This window comes from Paenibacillus sabinae T27, from assembly GCF_000612505.1.
In the GTDB taxonomy this organism is placed as follows: Bacteria; Bacillota; Bacilli; order Paenibacillales; family Paenibacillaceae; genus Paenibacillus_AQ; species Paenibacillus_AQ sabinae.
Map to the genome: position 1 here is coordinate 4,371,671 of NZ_CP004078.1, position 17,439 is coordinate 4,389,109.

At 51.1% G+C, this 17,439-nt stretch carries 15 protein-coding genes, 1 pseudogene and 1 riboswitch; of the genes and pseudogenes, 7 read left to right on the forward strand and 9 right to left on the reverse strand.

Going from position 1 to position 17,439, the window contains the following annotated elements:
* Positions 1 to 171: 171 nt before the first annotated feature.
* On the reverse strand, positions 172 to 1,521 hold the full coding sequence (locus PSAB_RS20080; protein WP_084266577.1) for an ABC transporter substrate-binding protein: 1,350 nt from the start codon (positions 1,519 to 1,521) through the stop codon (positions 172 to 174).
* A gap of 77 nt (positions 1,522 to 1,598) precedes the next feature.
* Here PSAB_RS20080 and PSAB_RS20085 point away from each other — a divergent pair, with 77 nt between their 5' ends.
* The 4 genes and pseudogenes from PSAB_RS20085 to PSAB_RS26240 all read left to right on the forward strand — a co-directional run.
* A complete protein-coding gene (locus tag PSAB_RS20085; protein WP_025336378.1) occupies positions 1,599 to 3,440 on the forward strand; it encodes a cache domain-containing sensor histidine kinase in 1,842 nt (613 codons plus the stop codon).
* Complete coding sequence (locus PSAB_RS20090) at positions 3,427 to 4,206, forward strand: response regulator transcription factor (protein ID WP_025336379.1); 780 nt, start codon at positions 3,427 to 3,429, stop codon at positions 4,204 to 4,206. The genes PSAB_RS20085 and PSAB_RS20090 overlap by 14 nt, the downstream gene beginning before the upstream one ends.
* Positions 4,207 to 4,280: 74 nt before the next feature.
* Positions 4,281 to 5,735 (forward strand): alpha/beta hydrolase, encoded by a 1,455-nt coding sequence (locus tag PSAB_RS20095; RefSeq protein WP_025336380.1) that lies wholly within the window; start codon positions 4,281 to 4,283, stop codon positions 5,733 to 5,735.
* Positions 5,736 to 5,759: 24 nt separating this feature from the next.
* Positions 5,760 to 5,906 (forward strand): annotated as a pseudogene (locus tag PSAB_RS26240) (glycerol dehydrogenase); the annotation flags it as partial.
* Positions 5,907 to 6,130: 224 nt separating this feature from the next.
* On the opposite strand, the gene PSAB_RS20100 reads toward PSAB_RS26240, so the two are convergent.
* The 7 genes from PSAB_RS20100 to PSAB_RS20125 all read right to left on the reverse strand — a co-directional run bounded on the left by PSAB_RS20100 (position 6,131) and on the right by PSAB_RS20125 (position 13,197).
* Positions 6,131 to 6,781, reverse strand: a complete 651-nt coding sequence (locus PSAB_RS20100; protein WP_025336381.1) for a hypothetical protein — start codon at positions 6,779 to 6,781, stop codon at positions 6,131 to 6,133.
* A 152-nt stretch (positions 6,782 to 6,933) separates the two neighbouring features.
* Positions 6,934 to 8,439 carry a glycoside hydrolase family 32 protein gene (locus PSAB_RS20105; protein WP_025336382.1) on the reverse strand — a complete coding sequence of 502 codons (1,506 nt, stop codon included), beginning with the start codon at positions 8,437 to 8,439 and terminating at the stop codon, positions 6,934 to 6,936.
* A 20-nt stretch (positions 8,440 to 8,459) separates the two neighbouring features.
* Positions 8,460 to 9,812 (reverse strand): glycoside hydrolase family 172 protein, encoded by a 1,353-nt coding sequence (locus tag PSAB_RS20110; protein ID WP_025336383.1) that lies wholly within the window; start codon positions 9,810 to 9,812, stop codon positions 8,460 to 8,462.
* Positions 9,813 to 9,886: 74 nt separating this feature from the next.
* Positions 9,887 to 10,780, reverse strand: coding sequence for a carbohydrate ABC transporter permease (locus tag PSAB_RS20115; RefSeq protein ID WP_226991733.1), 894 nt, complete (start codon positions 10,778 to 10,780; stop codon positions 9,887 to 9,889).
* Positions 10,781 to 10,792: 12 nt separating this feature from the next.
* Complete coding sequence (locus PSAB_RS20120; RefSeq protein WP_025336385.1) at positions 10,793 to 11,668, reverse strand: carbohydrate ABC transporter permease; 876 nt, start codon at positions 11,666 to 11,668, stop codon at positions 10,793 to 10,795.
* The gene (locus PSAB_RS25845) at positions 11,665 to 11,811 is read right to left on the reverse strand and encodes a hypothetical protein (RefSeq protein WP_158442609.1); all 147 of its coding nucleotides are present in this window, start codon (positions 11,809 to 11,811) and stop codon (positions 11,665 to 11,667) included. Before PSAB_RS25845 ends, PSAB_RS20120 begins: the two co-directional genes overlap by 4 nt.
* A gap of 81 nt (positions 11,812 to 11,892) precedes the next feature.
* Complete coding sequence (locus PSAB_RS20125) at positions 11,893 to 13,197, reverse strand: ABC transporter substrate-binding protein (protein WP_038597463.1); 1,305 nt, start codon at positions 13,195 to 13,197, stop codon at positions 11,893 to 11,895.
* A 180-nt stretch (positions 13,198 to 13,377) separates the two neighbouring features.
* On the opposite strand from PSAB_RS20125, the gene PSAB_RS20130 reads away from it, so the two are divergent.
* Complete coding sequence (locus PSAB_RS20130; protein ID WP_025336387.1) at positions 13,378 to 14,250, forward strand: AraC family transcriptional regulator; 873 nt, start codon at positions 13,378 to 13,380, stop codon at positions 14,248 to 14,250.
* A gap of 118 nt (positions 14,251 to 14,368) precedes the next feature.
* Here PSAB_RS20130 and PSAB_RS20135 read toward each other — a convergent pair whose 3' ends face one another.
* Positions 14,369 to 15,784 carry a glycoside hydrolase family 1 protein gene (locus tag PSAB_RS20135; RefSeq protein ID WP_025336388.1) on the reverse strand — a complete coding sequence of 472 codons (1,416 nt, stop codon included), beginning with the start codon at positions 15,782 to 15,784 and terminating at the stop codon, positions 14,369 to 14,371.
* A gap of 114 nt (positions 15,785 to 15,898) precedes the next feature.
* Here PSAB_RS20135 and PSAB_RS20140 point away from each other — a divergent pair, with 114 nt between their 5' ends.
* Both PSAB_RS20140 and PSAB_RS25630 read left to right on the forward strand, forming a co-directional pair.
* Positions 15,899 to 16,867 (forward strand): LacI family DNA-binding transcriptional regulator, encoded by a 969-nt coding sequence (locus PSAB_RS20140; RefSeq protein ID WP_025336389.1) that lies wholly within the window; start codon positions 15,899 to 15,901, stop codon positions 16,865 to 16,867.
* Between the two features lie 284 nt (positions 16,868 to 17,151).
* Positions 17,152 to 17,253, forward strand: a riboswitch (cyclic di-GMP riboswitch).
* Positions 17,234 to 17,431 carry a hypothetical protein gene (locus PSAB_RS25630; RefSeq protein WP_025336390.1) on the forward strand — a complete coding sequence of 66 codons (198 nt, stop codon included), beginning with the start codon at positions 17,234 to 17,236 and terminating at the stop codon, positions 17,429 to 17,431. (Overlaps the previous riboswitch by 20 nt.)
* Positions 17,432 to 17,439: the final 8 nt, after the last annotated feature.

Genomic DNA, 17,439 nt, shown 5'->3' on the forward strand with positions numbered 1-17,439 from the left:
GTCGAACATTGGATAGAGCATAAATAGTCCGTATAAAAGCAAGGAGGGAGCCAAGAAGGAGAGCACCACCGCAAAACGTTTCGCTTTCCGGCTCCAGTGTCTGACTTGCAAACGGGATCTTATGTTAACAGCACTTTGAACAGGCAGCGGTTTCATGGTATTCTTCACTTCCTATCTAGTTAATTGGTAACCGGCCTCCTGATCCTTTTTGACGCCTTCGGCGATTTTTTCCATCGCTTCCTGCGGCTTTACCAAACCTCCGACAAGTCCGACCAGGTTTTGGTAGTAGGCCTCTTTAGCTTCACTTCCGATAAATACACTCGGGTTGTAGCCCGATCTCGCCTTGATAGACTGAATCGCACCTGCCAGCAGCGCACCCGCCGGCTTGACGTTCAATGCCGCTTGGGAAGTAGGAATCAGATTGTAAGACGGATCACTCAATACGACGTTGGCATAATCTTCGGAGACAATGAAATTCAGCCAGTTCTCAGCCTGCTCGGGGTGAACGGCTTTTGTCGGAACGACCCAGGTGTAGCCGAGACCGCCTGTCGGTTCTGTCTTCTCCCCGCTGATAAAGGATGGCATCGAGAACGTTCCAATGCTGTCTTCCACCTTCTTGTCTACGATCGTGGAAATGAGGTGGGTAGGCGAGATCATCATGGCCACCTTTTTGTCCAGGAAGCTTAACTGAAGGTCGGCGAGATTAAGAGACATGGACTCTTTCCCGATGTATCCCTGCTTGGCCCAGTCCGCCAGCATTTCCCCTGCTTTGACAATCTCCGGGTCGGTCCATTGTTTCTCTCCATACAGCAGGGCTTCCACGGCATCTCTGCCTGCAACGGACTCCAAGATGTTGGAGAACAGGCCGCCAACGGTAAACGAAGTACGGGCCGCCGTATTCAGCGGGGTGACCCCGTTATCCTTCAGCTTCTTCATCGCTGCTACAAACTCATCGCCCGTTTGGGGAACCGGAATAGCATATTTTGCAAAAATATCTTTATTGTAATAGACCTCAATCGCATCGACGGTATGGGGCAATTCATAGATTGTATCGTTGACGGCCGCCATTTGATAAGCAAACGGCTGAAGCTTGTCTTTCCAGCTGTTCTTGGCATACCAATCATCGAGCGGCTTAATCAGACCCACATCCGACAAAATACTGACACGACCCGGTCCTGCATTCATGAGGATAGCGTCAGGAGGGGTAACACCTGATTGCAGAGTTGTTGTCAATTTTCCTGACTCTGTGTTAACATCACCATTAGACAAAGTCACTTCAACACCAGGGTTTAATTCTTTGAATTTGTTCACTACACTTTCCCATTGATGCTTTTCCGTATCGTTGAAAAAGTTAGGAATCAGCAAGCTTAATTGCTTATTATCCGCGGCTGCAGCTGCGGCCGGCTCTTTATTCTCCGCCGGGGCATTGGAGCTAGAGCCCGTGGGTGAAGAGCACCCGGCTACCAAGAGTAACGAAACGGAGGCAGTCGCCAAAATTTTTTTAAGGTTTCTAATTAGCATGAAATCCACTCCCTGATGTTAGTTTTATTGACGGCCGTCGTCTTATCTAAATTTTAAAATAATTTGGATGATAAACAATGGTTCAAATCGTGGAAAAAGGGGGCGAAAAAGTGGAATCCTTGAAAGGAAGACCGGCAGCAGTGCCCTTCATCCACTCGATTTTTTTTAAACTTTTAATCTGCTTTCTGCTGTTGTCGATCGTTCCTTTGACGTTGGCGGGGCTTCTGACCTACAGCAATGTCTCCGATTTACTGACCCGGAAATTGAATAAGGATGCCTCCTCCGTGTTAGAGCAGCATTCCAAGGTGCTGACCTTTTATCTCAACGACTTGATACGAATGGGCGAGATTTCAAATACAAGCCCCACGGTCTCCGACTTTCTGAAAAACAAGGATTACGATAACTATCTGCGTTCCTTTCTCCCGCTGGATCAAGTGTTTACCGGCATTCATGTCATCCGGCCTGAAAACGCGGGGATCACTCTGATAAACGAGCAGGGCTATGTCTATACCTATGGTTATTCATTGAATCGGGAGCACAGCGGCTTCTACAACTACCATTGGATTCCGCATCTGCCCCCGTTATCCATGGAGCACAGGCTGACCCCTCTGCACGATCGACCGTATAGTAACCAAGAACCGCAAGAGCAGGTGTTTTCTTACGTGCAGCAGGTGTTCAGCAGGGATCTGAAAGCCAAAGGGCTGCTGATTATCGATTTTAAGCGTGATGTGCTGGCAAGCTTGTTTCAAAGCTCCTCCCTTTCGGATAGCGTCCCTGGAGAAACGGAAATCGGCCTGCTGATCACCAACCGCAGCGGTCAATTGCTATATCCCCAAGATACCGGGCGGTTTCGTCCGGAAGAGCTCAAGAACTTGAATCAGGCGGAACGGATCACCGATCTAAGCGGCAATGTGTATCGGCTGGTTACCCGGACAAACAATGAAACAGGCTTGATATTAACGGGCTACTTTCAGGAAGACAAGCTGTATGAGCCCATCCACCGTATCCGCAATTCCGTCTATTGGATCATCCTGCCAAGCATTGCCTTTTGCCTGCTGGTCTCCTTCTACTTATCCCACCGCATATCCGGCCCGATCCGTTATTTGCAGTACCTGATGGGAAAGGTGGGCCGGGGGGAGTTTTATTCTCTGTTCCAGTTGAAGCGTAAGGACGAGATCGGCCAGCTGGGGCTCGGGTTTAACCATATGGTGGGGAAGATCAAGGAGCTGATTCAGCTCGTTTATGAAGAACAAAGCAAGAAGCGTGACGCCGAGGTGACCGCGCTGCAGTCCCAGATCAACCCGCATTTCCTGTACAACACACTGGAGTCTATCAACAGTCTGGCGCGTAAGCGGAAAGAGCCACAGATCAGTAAGATGATCGTTCTCTTAGGCAAGCTGCTGAGGGCCTCGATCAGTACGTTCGATACGATGATTCCGATCTGGAGAGAGCTGGAATACGCGGCCTGCTACCTGGAACTGCATCAAATCCGCCTGAAAAAACCTATTCAGTATTCTATCGATATCGACGAAGAGATCCGAAGCTTATTTACGGTGAAATGGATTATTCAGCCGATCGTGGAGAACGCGGTTCTGCACGGATTGGACCCCATTGCTAGTGAAGAGGTCAGCGGACGCATTGAGATCAAAGGCTGGCTGGAGCAGGACGCCGTCTACCTGCAGGTGAGAGATTACGGTGTAGGCCTGGACAAAACAGCGCTGAAAGAGCTGCGCCACAACCTGGAGTATCACTCCGAGAAGCTCACCAAGTATGGGGAAAAAGTGGGCATACTTAACGTTCAGTCGCGAATCCGTCTCCACTTTGGAGAGGCGTACGGGCTGTCCGTGGACAGTGTTCCCCAGCAGGGCATGAATGTGACCATTAAACTGCCTAGGAGGTTCGCCAATGAGAACAAGTAAACTGTTGATCGTGGACGATGAGTGGATGATCTCTGACAGCTTGCGCTCGATGGAGGAGTGGAAAGAGCGGAACATTGAGGTGGTCGGCACGGCGGCCAGCGGACGGGAAGCCTTGCAGTGGGTGGAACAGGAAGACCTGGATATGATCCTGACAGATATCCATATGCCGGACATGAGCGGCCTGGAGCTGCTGCAGCGTCTTTATGAAACCAAGCCGGGGATCAGCGTCATTCTCATCAGCGGGTACGAGGAGTTTACCTATGCGTGTACCGCCCTGCGGTATCAGGCAAAAGGATATGTAACAAAGCCGATTGATACCGATGAGTTATTCTCCATTGTGGACAGCCTTCTGGACGCGGAAACCAAAAAGGGAGAAGAATCTGGCGATGCCGAGTCTCCCAAAACGTATCACGAGGCCATTGTGGAACGGGCGATCACCTATATGAAAACAAACCTGGACAAACCCCTTTCTTTAAAAAGAACGGCAGAGGAGGTTCATCTCACCCCCCATTATTTCGGACAAGTATTTAAAACGGTGACCGGAGAGACGTTTGTCAATTATCTCACAGGACTCCGTATGGAAAAGGCGTGCCTGCTGCTGAAAAACCCTGAGCTGAAGCAGTATGAAATATGCGAAAGCATAGGGTATCCGGACACCAAATATTTTGCAAAAGTGTTTACCAAATGCTTTGGCATGCCACCGCGCGAATACCGGAGAGAATATATAAACAAGAGCCGTCAGGCCAAAGACTTAACCCAATTTTAAACAAAACCTGCCCGCTGAATTAACCTTGATTCGTTATGATATTGTCAAACCAGATGAATTGAGGAGATTATGCAATGCGTATGTTGGAAATGACCCTGGCGGCGCTGGATTTATTGGTGTTGATCTATTTTTTTGTTATTGGCAAGTCAACCTCTCCCCGCAAAATAACGAATCTGCTGATTGGCGCCGGATTGCTCACGATTCCGGTGCTGCAGCTGTTTCTGGAAGGCTACCGGTGGCAGCTGGTCCCCCTTTATTTCGTGACTCTCATCCTGCTGGCAAGCATTCTGCTTAGACTATTTAGACCGGTTCCGATGTTTAAAAAACGGCGTGTTCCCCGGTATGTAAGCGGCCTTGCGCTGAGCGGGCTGGTTATACTTTCCGCCGGTCTGGCCGCGGCCCTGCCGGTTATGGATTTACCTAAACCGGACGGAGCAGACGCGGTTGGCACAGTTACCTTTGATTGGACCGACGGAAGCCGCGAGGAGACGCTCACCGCCGATCCGGGAGATAAACGCGAGCTCGTCGTCCAAGTATGGTACCCGGCGGAAAAATCATCCGGGGAGCCTCAGTTTCTTTTTCCCCAGGACCCGCAAATCTTTCACAATTACATATCAGCTTTTGCCGAGGGGCTTCATTTGCCTGCGTTTGCCCTGGATTACTGGAAGTATGCGCGCAGTCATTCCTTTCAAGATGCGCCCGTCCTCCCCTCCCCCAAACCTTATCCCTTGGTCATCATAAGCCATGGCCTGGGCACCAGCCGAATGCTTCATGCTTCACAAGCCGAAAATCTGGCAAGCCACGGGTACATCGTAGCCGCTATCGACCATACGTACAGCACGGCGGCGACGGCATTTTCCGACGGCAGGATCACAGGGTTCACAACAGAACTCTCTGCCGAGGATATCTATGATAAGGCCCGCGTTATCGGAGAGATTTGGACTCAGGATGTGAAGTTTGTGCTGAATCAATTGGATTCGCTGAATGCGGGACGGATCGAAAGTGATTTTACAGGCAAAATCGATATGAACAACACGGGCATCATGGGCCATTCGTTCGGCGGAGCAACCGCATATAACGCAGCTTATACGATCGGCAAAATCAAAGCCGGGATTAATATGGACGGGACGCTGATTGATTTGGACCAGGACCAATTGAACAAGCCGTTTATGTTCTTACAGTCCGATGCTTCCGCGAAGATAACTGAAGCCTTGGACGATCCTGCGGTTCCTGAAGAAATCAGGGAAAGGATCACTAAAGAGACGCAGATTATCCGCCATGTCGCCTTACACGGAGGTCAAATCATCCATATCAAGGGAACGGCCCATTTTAATTTTACGGATATGCAATTCTATTCGCCTTTGATCAAATATTTGGGCATGACCGGCAGCATTGACGGGTACAGAGGGGCTTATCTTGTGAACCGGTACGTTCTGGATTTCTTCGATAAATATTTAAAGGGAGGCTCAGGCGAGCTCATCAACGGACCTCATGCGGATGATCCGGAGATTGATTTTCAGAAGCTATAAGGTTTGTCGCATTTCTAATGCACGAAATTCATCGAGTCCGAATGGCGTCAGGTAGCGGAAGCCGCCTGCGCAGCGGGGGACACGATGGGCAATATGCCGTTCCCGGTTGAACCGGAGGATGTGTATAACGCGATTGTCACAGCCAACGCGATCGCCAAGACGTATAAATAAGAACCGGGATAACAATATATCTTGAAAAAACAGCAAGCCGGTCTGTCAAGAGTTCATCCTTGACTGACCGGCTTTGTATTTGGGTCTACTACATGTTTTTGCTGAACTTAAAAGGCTCATAGCTGGAAAGACCCCCCAGTACGAGCCTTGCCTTTAGGAAGACTGCCTGTTTTGAAGAGATTGTACGGTACATTCAATTATACAACCACGAACGTATAACAGCATCAACGAAATGCTTTATCGAAACTCAAATTAATATATCTATCATATTCATTTTTAACAGCATCAAATGCTTCTATTGCTTTAAGCCGATTATCGTAAAACAATTCCAGTTCGTTCAAATCGCGTGTCTCATTGTATTTTAATAAATGACTGACAGCAATATTATAATTCTCTGCACATGTAAGTGATTGTAAAAATCCTTCCGGTTTATCACCAATTATCGCTAACTTATCAATATATTTATATGATTCTCTCGTAGAAGTTTGGGCCTCGTTTATTAACTCCTTTAATTTTGAACCATCTACATTTTTATTAAGAAGAACATCACCCAAAATATTTAATGATTCCTTGTCCAATTCATTTATTGAATCCATGAACCCCCTTCTGTATAGGTCCAATAAATATAAATTATTTATGTATTTTTTTCGGTTATCTGACAGGTACCAAGAATTGTCCTGCTTATATACAGAGATATTAGCTTGTTTTAAAAGATAAACAGGAACATATAGTCTATTATTGATAATTAATGGTTTCCCTGATGTTTGATTTAATTCTTCTTTACCCCAATAAACTTTAAAATTACTATCCGCCCAAGCAACGGAACCAACCAACAAAAAAGTTATCATAATACAAAACATTGTTTTTCTCTTCAATTTAAAGCCCTCCAGTTGAAGTATTGGTAATTTGTTATCCCATTCCATTTTACCAAGGAATGGTATCTTTTTGTTTTACAAAATGAAAAAAGGGCGATCCCCAAGTCATCTTGGATGACTTAGGGACAGCCCCTACTGTAACTATTGTCCGATTACCACGCCGACCGCAGCTTCCAAATATCCAGCGACGCGATATTCGCGCTGCCGCCGCTTGCGAAGACTTCCAGCGCAATGCTGGCAGGCTCGGGATAGATATTATTCGTCATGGCCGTACGGTAGTTATCGGTATACAGTTCCACTACACTGGTGTCGACAAAAATATGCAGTTTCAGCGGCTCTTCGCCTGTTCTTTCCAAAGCTGCCGTGCGGACGCCCTCGCTCCAGCCGTCGGAGCGGGTCCGGTCAAAGCGCAGAACGCCGGTCTTCGTATTGTAGACGAGCAGCGTCTGCTGCGAGCCGTCACCTGCGCCCCGCAGCACGAATCCGATTTCTTCGGCGGTGCAGCCGGACATCTCGAACTCCGCCTTGATCTCCAGGCAGTCGCTTCCCACATATTTGGGGATTACCGAAGCTCCCGGCGTAACCTCGGTCTGCCCGATATGGAAATGCTCCCGCCGCAGCACTTCCAGTTCCTTGACCGGCTTAAATATCAGCCGGCTGTCGCTGTCCAGCTCCACGGTCCGGGGCGCCGACATGGCACCGCACCAGTGATTGACGTCGGTCGGTCCGAAGTCCTTGAACCACGGCATCCAGTCCCAGGCGTTCAGCCAGGCGATAATGATCCGTCTGCCCTGACCGTCCAGGAAGGACTGCGGAGCGTAGTATTCAAAGCCGTGATCCACATCGCCCATCGTGTCCCAGGTGAACCGGCCGGTCTCATAGTCCATGTCCCCGACCAGATAGATGGTTTTGCGTTCTCCCATGCCCATCGGCGAGAACAGCAGCACGTAGCGGCCATCCAGCGGGAAGAAATCCGGGCACTCCCACATCGTTCCCATCGTTCCGTCGCTTTCGGCAAGAACGCCGACGTAGTTCCACGCGCGAAGGTCCGGTGATTTGTAAAGCAGCGCTTTGCCAATTCCGTCCTTGCTCGAGCCGACGACCATATACCACGTTCCGTTATGCTTCCACACTTTCGGGTCGCGGAAATCGGCGGAGCCGTCCTCCGGCGGACCGGGAATGACCGGGTTACCCTCATACTTCTCGAAGGTGATCCCGTCCTGGCTGGTAGCCAGGCACTGGGACTGGATCAGAACGCCGTCTTTAATGACCGTCCCCGTATAGAGAACGGACAAAATGCCGTTGTCGTCGACCGCGCTGCCCGAAAAGACACCGCCCCGTTCATGCAGATCATAAGGCTCACTTGGGGCAAGGGCGATCGGCAGATGCTCCCAGTGGACGAGATCTTTGCTTTTGGCGTGGCCCCAGTGCATGGCGCCCCACTCAGCGGCGTAAGGATAATGCTGATAGAACAGATGATATTCGGCTTTGTAAAAAATCAGGCCGTTCGGATCGTTAATCCAATAGGCCGGCGCCATAAAATGATATTTCAGCCGGCCCGGGTCTTTGCCGGCGGTGTCCTTGATCCTTGAGATGGACTGTTCCGCTTTTAACAACGCTTCCCGGTGCAGCAATGCTCCTTGAGTTGGCAGTTCCACTAGTATCCCTCCACCCTCTCTTATTTGGACAAGAACGAATCGCGTACGCTTTTACTTTGCAGGATATTGCCTTCGGAATGCCAGGACACCCGGTCCGTTTTAATATGAACCTGCTCTTCGCGTCCTTTGGCATAGCCCTCCATCCGTTCTGCGGCCAATCTGAAGGATTCCGCCATTTCTTCGTTCAGAGTGGCCGGCTTAAGCGGCCCGGGGCTCGGGAATTGCGGCATCCGCTGAATCCGCTCCTCCACCGGCAGAATGCCGAACGGCTTGGAAGGCAGTGTCTGATACCAGTAAGCGGTCGACGACCAGTCGTCGGACAGGTGATTGGCATGGCCGTGCTCAATCGTCACCTTGAGGCTCTCCGAGAAATGAACCGGGTCGGTGATATGGAACCGGTAGGAGACCTGATAGCCCGGCACATCGCTCTCATGCACAATGGAGCCGTGGAACGGGAATGCATTTTTTTGCATCCCCCAGGCATGGTTGAAATAATCCTCGGCGCCGGTGCCGACGATGCTCGGCAGCTTCTCTCCGTCAATGAAGATCATATCGTCACCCTCGCCCCACCAGCTGCCCTGGAAATGGGTAACGGAGAGGTTGCAGCCAATATAGTGGCCTTTGCCTTCCGCCTCCAGAATGACGTAGTTGCCCTCACCATCCAGATTGGCGACCCGGTTGACCTCCGGCGTGTTCACCTGAAGATCCGGCCCCCAGCCGTCGCATGTATTTTCGCGCCGCCACTGCGCATGGAAATAAGCGGTCTCATCGCCAAGCGGCTGCTTATACAGCTCGTAGTCGATGTGGAAATACAAGCCGAACGGCACATCGTTCTCGTTAATAATCTCGATCTTGGCCCGTTTGCCAAACGGCATCGGCAGATAGCAGTTGACCGAAGCCACGCCGCCGAATTTGAACTGCTCCTCCGGCTTTACCGAAACGGTGAACGGAAGGGAGGCGAAGTTGCCGGGCATGGAATGGCCGATGCAGAAGAAGTCGCCGTACGGCACAAGCACGCTGGGATAGGATTGGTCATCCCAAGTCATACGAATCAGCACCTTGCGGTACCAGGCCGGATCGGCCGATTCCCAGGTCACGCCGAGCGCGTTGTGAATTTCGTTGACCGGCGCGATTTTGCCGCCCCACTCGGGGTTCATTACGCTCGGCCCATGCACGCGGCGGCAGAACGAGGTCATCCAGATATGATTGATGCTGCCGGGTCCTTCCATATCGCCAAGCACGACGGTGCCGCCGGCCGGAATCATCCAGTAGTCCTGATTTCGCCCGTCCTGATCCCAGCTGGAAACGCGCGCCGTGCGGACCTCCTTCACCTGGGTCAAGTTTCCAAGCAGGTTCAACGATTGAGTATGCATGCGTAATCTCTCCTTTTTAGCGTGAAATAATATTTTCTATATAAAAAAATTGTTGCCGCTTAAGCCTTGCCCGCTTAACCCTTTACAGCCCCGGCCGTCATACCTTCGATAATGAATCTTTGAAAGACGGCGAAGAACACCAGCTGCGGAATAATAAGTAGCGTGCTTGCCGCGATAATGCCGCCGTAATCAATGTTGAAGCGGCCTTTGAACTGGGAAATGCCAAGCGAAATCGTAGTCATCGTTTCATCGCTGATCAAGGTTACCGCGAACGGGAACTCATTCCAGATATACAGCATGTTGAAAATGAACACCGTGGCGACCACCGGCATAATAATCGGGAATACAACCGATCTGCCCAGCGTGAAGAGACCGCATCCGTCGATAATCGCCGCTTCCTCCACCTCCCTTGGAAATCCGCGGAGAAAGCCGGTAAAGAGCAGCGTATTGAAGGAAATCGAGGTCGCGATATAGGGAATGACCAGCGAAGCGTACGTGTTGAGCAGCCCGAAGGACAAGGTCAGCCGGTATACCGGGAACAGCAGGATGAACGCCGGTATGGCTAACCCGGCCAGCAGGAACGCGGTCAAGGAATTTCTCAAGCGTTCGGAGCGGAATACCATCCGAGTCAAGGCATAGGAGCTCATGAACGTAATCAGCACTTCAATCACGATCGTGATGACGGCGATGATGAATGTATTTTTATACAGCAGCCCCATATTCAGCGTCGTAAACGCCCGCTCGTAATTGTCAAAGCTCAGCGTCTTGGGCAGACTGAACGGATTGTTCAGAATGTCGCTGTTTGTTTTGAATGACAACAGAAGCATCCACAGAAAAGGCAGCAGAACGATAAGGGTGACGAGATAAGCGAGCAGGTTCATGCCGGCACTTCCGTTCATGCGGCCCTTCTTCATGACTTTCGCCTCTTTCACAGCGGAGCCTGTTGCGGTACCCGATACATAACTCATTGAACTCTCCCCCTATTCCTCAATGCTCTTTCTGCTCAGGGTCATATAGATCAGGGAAAAGATCAGGGTTAGCAGAAAGGTAACCGTGGCAATGGCCATGCCGTAACCGTATTCGCCCGAGGTAAAGGTGATATTGTACATGTAGGTAACCATGACCTCGGATAAATGATTGGGGCCTCCATTCGTCAGCAGCAGCACAGTTTCAAAAATTTTGAACACACCCGTAATAATAAGAACGACATTAATCTTGACCGTCTCGTTCATCATCGGAATGGTGATCCGGAACATCTGCTGAATCTTGTTCGCCCCGTCCATGGAGCTCGATTCGTAGACGTCCCTTGGAATCATCTTGAGTCCGGCCAGAAAGATCGTCGCCAGAAAGCCAATCATCTGCCAGGTAAACACAATGCCGATCGAATACGGAGTCAAGGTTTTGCCGCCAATCCAGGACAGGGCGAACTGCCCGAGACCCAGCTTGGTCAAAATAACGTTGATCAACCCCATCTGCGGGTCGAGAATGAACACCCAGATCAGGCCTACCAGGATCGGAGCGACAATGCTTGGCGCAAAATTCAGCGCTTTGACGGCGTTACCCGCTTTCACCTTGACATTGAGCATCAGGGCGAGCAGGAAAGCTCCGGGCAGAAGGAGCAGCAGGGAGACGGCCAGAACAATCAGTGTGTTCTTTAGCGAAATCCAGAACAGGGAATCATTCATAAGCCTGCTGAAATTATCCAGACCGATAAATTTCGCCGTGCCGATGCCCGTATATTCAGTCAGGCTGTAGTAGAAGGAAATGAGCACGGGCATGATGATGTAGCCCAAATAGACAATCATTGTAGGAATCAGCATGAAAAAAATGGTTCTTCGTTTACTGAGCCAGATCATTTCTTTCTCCCCCATCCGACAGAGGTTGTTCCGCTTCCCGTAGCCGGCTTGCCGTTATATTCTGAAATGGCTTCGGACCTTACGGAACTTGCCGAGACAATCAGCAGAAGGATCAGCGCGCCCAGAGTAAAGCTTCCAATCATGACATCAACCGCCTTTCCGAAGGTTTGGTATCGGCTGCCGCTTAGGCGCCGGAGCGCTTGGCGGCAGCCTGTGCTTATCCATTACTTCGCGACTTTCTGGTCAATCAGATCGAGCGCTTGTTCCGGCTTGTAAATGCCGTTGATGACGCCGTAAATGCTGTCGTTAAGCTGGTTGGCCACCGCCTCGCTTACCACCAGATCGGGCTGCGCCTTCGCCCGCTCCCAGCCCGGCTCATTCAGCTTGCTGATTACTTCCGCGTATACCGGATACTTCGCCTTGTCCACAGTTCCCGTATATTTCACGACCGGCGGCGCCTCGTTCTCGGCCATCACCGCCGCGCCTTCCTGGCTGTAGAAGTAGGCAAAGAACTTCTGAACCGCGTCATACTTGGCCGGGTCGTCCTTGACTTTGGCGCTTGCGACCAGCGGAGCCGCGGCGACAGCCATGGCAATCTTCTGGTTGCCGACGCCGTCGGAGAAGGTCGGACCCCAGGAGAAGCCGGCCGTTTTGCCGATTGGGCTGCCTTCAATCTTCTTCGTCTCCCACACGCCGGCATCCAGCATGGCGGCCTTGCCGCCGGTGAACATTTCGACTGCCTGGAAGTAGGACAGCGTCGAGACATTTTCCGGGAAAGCCCCGTTCACCCGAAGCTCGTCAATCTTGTTGAACAACTTCAAGAAGTCGGGATTGTTGAATTTCTCTTTGCCGCTCTCGATGTCGCCGATTTTGTCAAAGAATCCATACCGGGTCAGCATGCCGAGGAAAGCCCATGTGCTGAACGTATCCTTCGAGCCCTTCGCAATGGTAACGACGTTGTTCGCTTTGAATACTTTTGCCGCCGCCAGCAGCTCCTCGTACGTTTCCGGCACTTTGACTTTGTATTGATCGAACAACGCCTTGTTGTACCATAATCCGGTCACGAGCGCCTGATACGGCAGCCCGAACTGCTTGCCCCCATCCTGGTAATCGCTTACCATTTGGGAATCGATGCTTGAAGCAATATCAGGATTGCTCTTCAGGAAATCGGTCAAATCCAGCAGCAGTCCGGCCTGATTCATTTCCTTGGCCGGGGCCGGCAGCATCCAGAATATATCCGGAAGGTTGCCTGACTGGGACATCATTTTCATTTTCTTGACATGCTCCTGGGTTTCCGCACCCGTAAGGTCGATCTTGATATCGGGGTATTTCTCCTGGAATTTTTGAATAATGCCGTACATATAAGGCTCTTGTTCCTTAACGTTGGCTACGTGCATGGCGATCGATATCGTGACTGGACCCGCCTTGGATGAAGCGTTTTCATTTTTGGGAGTGCTATTGCTTCCGCAGGCTGCCAAACCGAGAATCAACAAACATGCCATCAGAACAATCAGAAATCTTTTCTTCATAGCTCGCATGTCCCCCTCTGTATCGAATTCTTCAAGATGGCAAATATTGCTTCTGCCTTTGAAGTACATCCTTATCGTAACCCCTTTTTTATGCCGCGTATTTAGCATAGCTTATTTTTTATTTATCATTTCTTGCTTTTGTGATACGCTTTCATTTATAGAGGGGAGGGCTTGATTATCATGATCCTGCATCAGATTTCGCCTTACATTCGCGTCGCCATGGACAATATCGTGGAAGGTCGTTCCTGGGTGATTAAAGAGAGGCAGTTGTTCGATTATGAGCTGCTGTACATTATGGAAGGCACGGTGAATGTGACGATCGAGGATACGGTGTATGAAGGCGTTCGCGGCGATATTTTTCTGTTCCGTCCGAAGCAGCGGCATAAAATCACTAAGGTCGGCAAGCAGCGCCTGCGCCAGCCCCATATCCATTTTGACTTCTTCTATACGGAGGACAGCGAGAAGGTAAAGGTGTCGTTTCGGCCGATCGAAGAGATTGAACCCGAGGAATTGGCCTACTTCCGGCCGGATATTCTCGATGAGATGCCCGTCCCCCTATCCAGCCACCTGCGGCTGAAGAACCCGGTGCTGATTGAAAAAATGCTGCTGGACATCATCTACGAATACGAAACGAAAATGCCCTACTACGAGTTCAAGGTCAAAGGGTTGTTCATCCAGCTCTGGATTCAGCTGCTCCGCGAAAATTACTGGAGCCTCAACTCCCATGTCGAGACCAATATGCACTCCCTGATGCACATTAAACAATATTTGATGCATAATACGAACCGCAAAGTCAGTCTGGATGAAATCGCCAAAATGTCCGGAATCAGCAAGCACTATCTGGTCCGCCTGTTTCAGCAGGCCTTCGGCATGAGTCCCATTCAGTACCACCAGCTCATGCGCGCCCACGCCGCGAGGCATATGATCCAGTTCACCGCCGATCCGCTGACCGTCATCGCCGAGAACATGGGATTTTCCAGTATTCACGCGTTCAGCCGCTTTTTCAAAACCGTTGAAGGCAAGAGTCCGTCTTATTACCGGCCCAAAGGTTGAGGCGCGCGGGATAGGTCTACCTCCTGCTCTGGCCAATCAATGAGGTTTGCTGCAAAAAAAAGAGACCGGCTAAAGTATCCAGCCAATCCCCTGCCTTTTAAAAGCCGGCCTATCGCTCTCATTTGAACAGGCTCTGCCCATTCGTTGCTATCACTTCCTTGTACCAGTGAAACGACTTCTTGCGGTATCTCTCAAGCGTTCCCGAGCCGTCGTCATGACGGTCCACATAGATGAAGCCGTAGCGTTTCTTCAGTTCGGCGCTTGACGCGCTGACAAGATCGATGCAGCCCCAGCTCGTATACCCTAGGACCTCCACGCCGTCGGCAATGGCTTCAGCGACCTGAACGAGATGATCCCGCAAATATTGAATACGGTAACCGTCCTCCACCGTCTTGTCGCCATTCTCATCCGTTACGAGCCGGTCGACGGCGCCAAGCCCGTTCTCGACGACAAACAGCGGCTTCTGGTACCGGTCGTAGAACGCGTTCATGATGCAGCGCAGACCCTTGGGGTCAATCTGCCAGCCCCAATCGCTGGCTTCCAGATACGGATTCGGGACCCCGCCTAGAAGGTTGCCTTCCCCCCGGATCTGTTTTTCCGGGTCGGCCGTTTCGCAGATGCTCATATAATAGCTGAACGAAATGAAATCCACGGTATGCTTCAGAATCGCTTCGTCTCCCGGCTCGAAATGAATTTGGATGCCGTTCTCTTTGAAGAAACGCTTCATATAGCCCGGGTAATAGCCTCTGGCGTGGATGTCGGCAAAGAACGTATTTTTGTGATCGCTCTCCATGGTCTTGATCACATCGTCCGGATGCGGAGTAAGCGGATAAATCGGCATGCTGAGCACCATGCACCCGATTTGGAAATCCGGATTGATCTCATGCCCGATCTTTACGGCCAGGGCGCTGGCCACGAACTCATGGTGAATCGCCTGGTACAGCTCCTGCTTGCCCAGCTTCTCTTTCGGGGTGCTGATTCCGCCGCTCATAAACGGAAATTCCAGAATGGAATTGATCTCGTTAAAGGTCAGCCAATATTTCACCTTGTCCTTGTAACGGGTAAAAATCGTTCTCGCATAACGCGCATAAAAATCGACCAGCTTGCGGTTCACCCATCCGTCGTATTCTCTTGCGAGGTGCAGCGGGGTCTCATAATGAGAAATGGTGACCAGCGGCTCGATGCCGTACCGATGACACTCGTCGAACAGGGCGTCGTAGAACTGCAGGCCTTGTTCGTTCGGCTCCAGCTCGTCCCCTTTCGGGAAAATCCGGGACCAGGCGATGGACGTCCGGAACACCTTGAAGCCCATTTCGGCAAACAGCTTGATATCCTCTTTATACCGGTGATAAAAATCGATCCCGATCAGCTTCATATTATCGTCTGTAGGGACTTCCGTGGGAGGCGTCTTGACTCCATGCGGCATGACGTCCTGAGTGGACCACCCTTTGCCGTCTTTCTGATAAGCCCCCTCCAGCTGGTTCGCGGCAACCGCGCCGCCCCATAAAAAGCCTTCCGGAAATTGCAAGCTCATGTTTCTTCCCGCCTTTTCTGTTGTGATAAGATAGAAATACTGCTCTATTTCCGCATCCTAAACCTTGGAACGCGTTACATGTCAAGCACTTTCTTGCGAAGGAGAACAAGTCCTATGCCCACACTTGACGAGATTGCCAAGCTGTCAGGTTATTCCAAAGCCACAGTGTCCCGGGTCCTGAATCAATCCCCCCACGTCAGCCCGGAAACCCGGGAGAAAATCCTCGCCATCATGAAGGAGAAGGACTATGTGCCCAACCGGAACGCCATTTCTTTATCCAAAGGCCAAACCCAGCAAATCGGCATGATCACCATGGACCTCAGCGAGCTTATCCTGCGATTTATGAACAGCTTTGTTGAACTCTCCGGAAGGAACGGATTCCAGACGATTATCTATACCACCGGCGGAGATCAGCAGAAGGAGCTTCAGGCCTTCGAGGATCTCAAAAGAAAAAGAGTCGACGCCCTGCTCATTCTGACCTCCGTGAACGATACGAACATCATTGCTTCGTACTGCAAATACGGGCCGATTGTCTCGTGGCAGCGCATGGACCATCCGGAAATACCGTCGGTCGCCATGAATCAATATGACGGTTATGCCCTCGCCCTCGAGCATTTGATCGAGCGGGGCTATACGCGTATTGCCAATGCTTTCGGACGCCCAGGCAGCATCAATACCCGGAGCCGACGGCTGGCCTATGAGCACATCATGTCTAAGCACAGTCTTCCCGCTGCCGAGAAATGGTATTACTCCTCCATTTACAGCATTCGCGACGGCGAACGGGTGGTGCAGTCCCTAGTGGAGGGAACGGATCGGCCCGATGCGATTCTGTGCGCCAATGATTTGGTCGCCGCGGGCGTTCTCAGCGAGGCGCGCAGGCAGCGGCTGGACGTGCCCCGGGGTCTGGCCATCGTCGGTTTCGACGATTCGGAGCTGTCGCGAACTCTAGGAATAACCACCGTCCGGAATCCGATCGCGGGTCAGGCGGAGAACGCTTTTCTATTGCTGGCTCCGGCACTGCTCGGGCGAAATCCGCAGCTCCAGCCGCTCTCGTTCAGCCTGGTGAAACGGGAGACTACATAGTCCTTTATACCTACCTACTACATTTTTCGACAGGTTAAAAAGAACCATTCCTTGTTAATGACTAACAATTCCTCTGCACTGGTCCGATACTACTATTGAACTGCTGGAAGGTTTATATAGGCTGTATCGGCTATCATTGTCCCACAAATATCAGACCTTTTTTCCCACTATTCTCTTCCCTCCCGCCTATACAGCCGCAACCGCAGCTGTTTTCCACAATGATCTTGCCGCCTGACGCGCAGGTCCTTAGTTTCACATCTTTTGCATCATTCTAGCTTCACCCATTGTGACAAAGGCAAACTTGTCGAAAGGCAAGGACGCAAAGCCATAGGGCCTTCTTCGTTCCCCGTCATGCGGAGGGCGAAGGTGGCAGCCGTGCTGCCGGAAAAAAGAATGTCCTTGGATCGCTGCGCCTATTATGGAGCGCGGCAGCCTGGCATTCCGGGGGAAGAGCTTTTTGAACGATTGCTGCCGTTTGAACGAATTGCCGCGTTTGTTAAAAGTTATTCCTCCTCCGCCCAATCCGGGCGCTGGTCTGCTTACCCGAGCAAACCGGCGGCGTAAAGGGATAT